Annotated in this window: 7 protein-coding genes; 6 read left to right on the forward strand and 1 reads right to left on the reverse strand. The window is 30.8% G+C overall.

Annotation, left to right across the window (positions count from 1 at the left end; all coding sequences use genetic code 11):
• From EZH24_RS05675 to ahpC, 4 genes are all read left to right on the forward strand, one after another.
• Positions 1-802, forward strand: an 802-nt coding sequence (locus EZH24_RS05675) for an ABC transporter permease (RefSeq protein ID WP_137998172.1), incomplete at its 5' end; no start/stop codon positions are given.
• A gap of 2 nt (positions 803-804) precedes the next feature.
• On the forward strand, positions 805-1,593 hold the full coding sequence (locus EZH24_RS05680) for an ABC transporter ATP-binding protein (protein WP_137998173.1): 789 nt from the start codon (positions 805-807) through the stop codon (positions 1,591-1,593).
• A gap of 54 nt (positions 1,594-1,647) precedes the next feature.
• Complete coding sequence (locus EZH24_RS05685; RefSeq protein WP_137998174.1) at positions 1,648-2,271, forward strand: DinB family protein; 624 nt, start codon at positions 1,648-1,650, stop codon at positions 2,269-2,271.
• Between the two features lie 126 nt (positions 2,272-2,397).
• The gene (gene ahpC, locus EZH24_RS05690; RefSeq protein ID WP_137998175.1) at positions 2,398-2,964 is read left to right on the forward strand and encodes an alkyl hydroperoxide reductase subunit C; all 567 of its coding nucleotides are present in this window, start codon (positions 2,398-2,400) and stop codon (positions 2,962-2,964) included.
• Between the two features lie 117 nt (positions 2,965-3,081).
• On the opposite strand, the gene fabD is transcribed toward ahpC, so the two are convergent.
• Positions 3,082-3,996, reverse strand: coding sequence for an ACP S-malonyltransferase (gene fabD, locus EZH24_RS05695; protein ID WP_137998176.1), 915 nt, complete (start codon positions 3,994-3,996; stop codon positions 3,082-3,084).
• 163 nt (positions 3,997-4,159) lie between these two features.
• Between fabD and EZH24_RS05700 the strand changes: the two genes are divergently transcribed.
• Positions 4,160-5,035: a cation diffusion facilitator family transporter gene (locus EZH24_RS05700; protein ID WP_137998177.1), complete on the forward strand. Its 876-nt coding sequence runs from the start codon at positions 4,160-4,162 to the stop codon at positions 5,033-5,035.
• 76 nt (positions 5,036-5,111) lie between these two features.
• Positions 5,112-6,230 (forward strand): radical SAM/SPASM domain-containing protein, encoded by a 1,119-nt coding sequence (locus EZH24_RS05705; protein ID WP_137998178.1) that lies wholly within the window; start codon positions 5,112-5,114, stop codon positions 6,228-6,230.
• Positions 6,231-6,489: the final 259 nt, after the last annotated feature.

A 6,489-nucleotide genomic window follows, 5' to 3' on the forward strand; every position in this document is an offset into this window, starting at 1 on the left:
TTTAACGGTTGACGGAAGTTTTGCGTTGGGAGGAGCGGTAAGCGCGATATTAATATCAAACGGAATGAATCCTTTCATAACTTTAATTTTTTCTTTTTTAGCTGGTTCTTTGGCGGGACTTGCCACTGGAATATTGAATACTAAATTGCAAATTCCAGGGATATTGGCGGGAATTCTTTCAATGATAGCTTTATATTCCATTAATATAAGAGTTATGGGCGGAAGACCGAATATACCGCTTTTGGGAATGGCTACTTCGCTTACGATTATTCAAAATATTCTTTCTTTAAGCAAAGTTATGTCGGATTTATTAGTCGGTTTTGTATTTTCTTTATTCATAGTTTTTATTATGTATTGGTTTTTTAGAACGGAGATTGGATGCGCTATAAGAGCTACGGGAAATAACGAAAAGATGATTCGGGCTTTGGGAGTGGACACAAATATAATGAAAATAATCGGGCTTATGATTTCAAACGCTTTGGTTTCTCTTTCAGGTGGTTTAGTTACGCAAAGTCAGGGATATGCCGATGTCGGAATGGGAACGGGAACTATAGTAGTGGGACTCGCGTCCGTTATAATAGGAGAGGTTATTTTTGGAAATAGATTTAATTTTTTATATAAATTATCTTCCATTGTTATGGGTTCTATAATTTACAGAATAATAATAGCGATAGTTCTTCAATTAGGATTAAAAGCTACCGATTTAAAACTTTTAACGGCAATAATAGTGGCAATAGCTCTTTCCGTTCCAGTGCTTAATAAAAAGGCTACAAAAATATTAAATCCAAAAAGAAAAGGATAATTATGCTCGAATTACAAGAAATATATAAAACATTTAATAAAGGAACTATAACCGAAAAAAAAGCTATTAACGGAATCGACTTAAAATTAAACGAAGGAGATTTTGTCACGGTTATTGGCGGAAACGGAGCGGGAAAATCGACTCTTTTAAATTTAATCGCTGGAGTTTACGAAGCGGATTACGGAAAAATACTTGTAGACGGAGTCGATATTACGGACAAAAAAGAATATGCGAGAGCGGAACTCTTTGGAAGAGTGTTTCAAGACCCTATGATTGGAACGGCTTCAAATATGTGGATAGAGGAAAATCTTGCGCTTGCAAAAAGGAAAGGAAATCCGAGAACTTTAAGATGGGGAATAACGAGAGCGGAGAGAGGAGAATATATCGAAAAATTAAAGAGACTCGATTTGGGATTGGAGAAGAGATTAAATTTGAAAGTGGGGCTTCTTTCGGGAGGGCAGAGACAGGCGCTTACTCTCTTAATGGCGACTCTTAAAAAACCGAGATTACTTTTGCTTGACGAACATACGGCGGCGCTCGACCCTAAAACGGCAAAAAAAGTCCTTGAAATTACCGAAGAGATAATAAGAGAAGGCAAATTAACCGCTTTTATGGTTACTCATAATATTAAAGACGCAATTCATTATGGAAACAGACTCATAATGATGAACGATGGAAATATTATTTACGATGTTTCTGGAGAAGAAAAAAAGTCTTTGGAAATTTCCGATTTGCTTAAAAAATTTGAAAACGAAGAGAACGCTTTAAGCGATAAATTATTATTACCTTAAAATAAAGGCTAATTATTAATTAGTTAAATCAAAGCGTAAATAAAAAATTAAAAAATGAAATATTTTGATAAGAATAATAAATTAACCTTAATGCATAAAGATTTAAATAAAATAATCAGAAAACCAGAAATGTTGGAAACTTCAAAAAATTTATTTATAAATCTTTATTCTGAATTAAAAAATCAAATTGACAATTTATTTTTAGAATTAAAAAAATCCGAAAACGAAAATATAATATGGAATTTATGGCATATAATAAGAATCGAAGATTTAACGGTAAATATATTGATACGCGAAAAAGAATCGATTTTAAATGAAAAATTAAAAAAAGAAATAAATATTTCAATTACGGATACGGGAAACTCTCTAACCAAAGAAGAAATCAAAAAATTGGCGAAAGACATTAATATTGATAAATTAAAATATTATAGCGATAAAGTAAGCGAAAGAACAATTAATTTAATAAAAAGGTTGAAAGCGGAAGATATGAAAAGAAAAATAAATAAAATTAGTTTGGAAAAAATTATAAAAGAGGGCGGAGTTTCAAAAGATAATTTATGGCTTATATATTATTGGGGTAAAAAAGACATAGCGGGACTTTTATTGATGCCGTTAAGTCGTCATATAATAGTTCACTTAAATCAATGTTATAAATATATAAAAACCGAATCGAATTAATTTTTAGTAATTTTTCTTTATTTATAATTCTTTTTATTTTGTATCTTTTTTCACTTGACAAAATTTATTATTTATTATATTATTGTTAGATAAAACAAACTATAAATAGCGACAAAGGAGTTATAAATGAGTTCATTAATAAATCAAAAACTTATCGATTTTAAAGTTCAGGCTTATCAAGACGGACATTTTAAAGATGTTTCAAAAAGCGATGTATTGGGAAAATGGGGAGTATTTTTCTTCTATCCCGCAGACTTCACTTTTGTATGTCCTACCGAATTGGGAGATTTGGCGGACACTTATGACGAGTTCAAAAAAATCGGATGCGAAATTTATTCGGTTTCGGAAGATACGCATTTCGTTCATAAGGCTTGGGCGGACGCTTCGGACACAATCAAAAAAATAAAATATCCTATGCTTGGCGACCCAACGGGAATCCTTGCAAGATTTTTCGGAGTATTGGTTGAAGAAGAAGGAAAAGCTTTAAGAGGAAGTTTCGTAGTCAATCCTAAAGGCGAAATAAAGGCTTACGAAATTCACGACATGGGAATAGGAAGAGACGCTAACGAACTATTAAGAAAAGTTCAAGCGGCTCAATATGTAGAAGAACATGGCGGAGAAGTTTGTCCCGCTAAATGGAAACCAGGCGCTAAAACCTTGAAACCTGGAATCGATTTGGTTGGAAAACTCTAATAATAGATAGACTTTAATTTTCGATAAAAAATTTTGAACAAAGTAAAAAAAGAGGGAGATTTTATTCTCTCTCTTTTTATTTTCTTTAATTTAAAAATTATTGTAGTTTTAAATATTTTAATTGATAGCGGAATTTAAGGAATCCATATCGAAAACGCAAACGGCTTCAATATCGGGCGCAATTTTTTTTGTCATTCCAGTCAATACTTTTCCCGGTCCGCATTCAAAAATTTTAGTTATTCCCATTTTTTGCATATTAATCATACTGTCAAACCATCTTACCGTTGAAAACATTTGCTTATATAAATTTTCTTTTATCGAATCGAAAGAATGAATTTCCGCGGTGACATTTGAAAAAACCTTATTGTCCGAATTATTAAATTTAACATTATCTAAAAATTCTTTCAAACTGTCGGCTGCGGGTTTCATAAAAGGAGAATGAAAAGCTCCCGATACTTTCAAAGGCATAACTCTTTTCGCTCCCGCTTCCATAAGTTTCGGAGTGATTTCTTCAATAGCCTTCGACAAACCAGATATAACGATTTGGTCTTTCAAATTATAATTGGCGGCGACAACCTCTTTATTTTCGGGCATACATTTAACCACATCCTCGTAATTGAGTCCCAAAACGGCAGCCATTCCGTAAGGAGCGTCCGAACCAGCTTTCGCCATAAGCAGTCCTCTCGTTCGGGCAATTTTCACGGCGTCCTCGAAAGATATATAACCTGCGGCGCATAAAGCGGTTATTTCTCCCAAACTATGCCCCGCGAAATAATCCCCTTCTATATTTTTGGATTGTAAAGCTCTGTAAACGGCGATTCCAACCGTAACCAAAGCGGGTTGAGTGTTTTCCGTCTTTTTCAAATCTTCTTCCGTTCCCTCGAAACATAAAGCTTTAATATCTATGTCGCTTAAAATATTTGCGGCTTTATCGAATACTTCTTTTGATTCGGGTATATTGTCGTATAAAGATTTTCCCATGCCAGCCGTTTGCGAGCCTTGTCCAGGAAATAAGAAAGCTATATTTGACATATTAATTCTCCTTAATAATTTAATTACAAATTTATAAATTAATTTAATAATTGATTGATTAAAATATAACAATAAAATAAAGTTTTATCAAGGTTTAATTTATTATTTAGAATTTATAGTATATAATAAAAATAGTTAATTTTTTATTTAAGGATTTAATAAAATGAATATAATTGATAACGAAAAGAAATCGAGATATATGATAATCGAAGGAATCGTTTCGGTTATAGTAAATATATTATTATTTGCTTTCAAATATGTGGTTGGAATATTTTCGGGTTCGCTTTCGATTATTGCGGACGCTTGGCATTCTTTAAGCGATTCTATAAGCAGTATAATTGTCATAATCGGAGGAATATTTTCAAAAAAGCCCGCCGACAAAGAGCATCCTTTCGGGCATGGAAGAATAGAACTTATAACGAGTTTTATTGTGGGAATAATGCTTGTTTTTATCGGTTATACTTTTTTTACCGAAGCCATAAAAAATCTTCTTAATAAACAAACGGCGACTTTCAATAAAGCCACTATTATTGCAATGATAGTTTCTATTATAATAAAAGAAATTTTGGCTCAATATTCTTTTTGGGCTTATAGAAAATCTGGAGCGAAATCTTTATATGCGGACGCTTGGCATCATAGAAGCGACAGCATTACTTCGATAATAATTTTGATTGGAATTTTAATCGGAAAAAATTTTTGGCAGTCGGATGCAATTTTAAGTATTTTGGTTTCAATCGTCATATTTATAGCCGCTTTCGATGTGATAAAATCGAGCGTTAAACCTTTGATTGGCGAATATCCTTCCGAAGAGATTATAAACAAAATAAAAAATATAGCGGACGAACTCAAATTAAATGGCGAGAGTTTGCATCATTTCCATATACATATTTACGGCTCTCACACTGAAATTACTTTTCACATTCGCTTTCCGAAAGATATGACTGTCTTTGAAGCTCATAATATGGCGACTATTTTTGAAAACGCGATAAGAGAAAAATTGTCAATTGAGGCTACGATACATATCGAGGCTATTAAATAATTATAAAAATGAAGACTTGAAATATTAAAAAAATGAGATTAAAATAATAAATAATGTTTATATAAAAGGAAAATTGATGTTAAAAAATATTTATAAACCGCATTCTTTGATAATAGACTTAACTACAAATTGTAATCAAAAATGCTTTTTCTGTTGGAGAATTAATAGACCAGAATATCTTAAAGAAGTTTTGAAAGATACAAATAAAACTATAGATTTTGATATTTATAAATCTATCATAGACGATGCATGCAAAATAAATAGTATTAAATGGCTTTCATTATGCGGACCTATGGGAGAGCCTTTGCTTGCAAACAATTTTCTCCAATTCCCTCAATACGCTATGAATAAGAAACATTTTAACACGATATTAATAAATACTAACGGATTTGCATTAAATAGATATGAGCCTTATGAAGTTCTTTCTTCTTTGACGGACATTCAAGTTTCGGTAGATACTATAAACCCCTATACTTATGAAAAAATTCATGGCTTTGGAAAACAATTGCCTACCGTTTTAGAAAATATAAAATCTCTTTTGCATTGTAAGAAAAAATATTCGGAGTTAAAAACTAACATAAGAGTTAGATTTACGGAAAACGAATATAATAAAAATGAATGGGTCGAATTTGAAAAATATTTTAATTCAATAAATTGCGAAATATTGCATGTAAAAATACATTCTTTCAACGGAATTAATCCCGAAAGGAATAATGAAATCGGCGCTTATCTTTGTAATCAGCCTTATTATGTTGTAAATTTTAATTATAAAGGCGAAATGACGACTTGTTGCACAAACTTTGAATTAAATCCAACTTTTGGAAGAATTGAAAAAAATAAATTAATCTCTCTATTTAATTCTAAAAAATTTAACAAATGGAGAATAAACAGGATGAAAGGAATATGCTCTAATTGCGGAGGATTAGGTTCTATAACACAAAGACATGATAATTATTTATCCGAAGATGAATATTTTAGATTTACTTTATTAAAAAAAGCTCCTAATTTTATTAAAAACATCATAGGAGCTAAATTGGATAATATATATCTTAAAAACTTTGCTTGGTGGATACCGATTAGAAAATGGCGAGATAATTTCAGAAACAAATTCTTTGATAACTTCATAGGGGGGGGGGTAAATAATGGTTTTAAATTTTTATATCCTTTTCGTTTTAGATTGGATTTGAATTATTGATTATAATAACAGAATTTACAATTTTTTGTTTTTTAGTTTTTATCTTAAAAATTGCTCCAAATCAAATTACTACTATATATGAATTAAAATTTAATGAATCTTTATATATATTACCATATATACCATTTTGACAAATTAATTTATTCTGTTATAATATAATTATGAAAGATAATATTGAAGTAAAGAAACTAAACGATTATTTTATTCGTTATTTTTTCGGTTTGAAAGGAGACGAGGATTTATTATTAAGCTTTATAAA

Source organism: Brachyspira catarrhinii (genome assembly GCF_005518285.1).
GTDB classification, from domain to species: domain Bacteria; phylum Spirochaetota; class Brachyspiria; order Brachyspirales; family Brachyspiraceae; genus Brachyspira; species Brachyspira catarrhinii.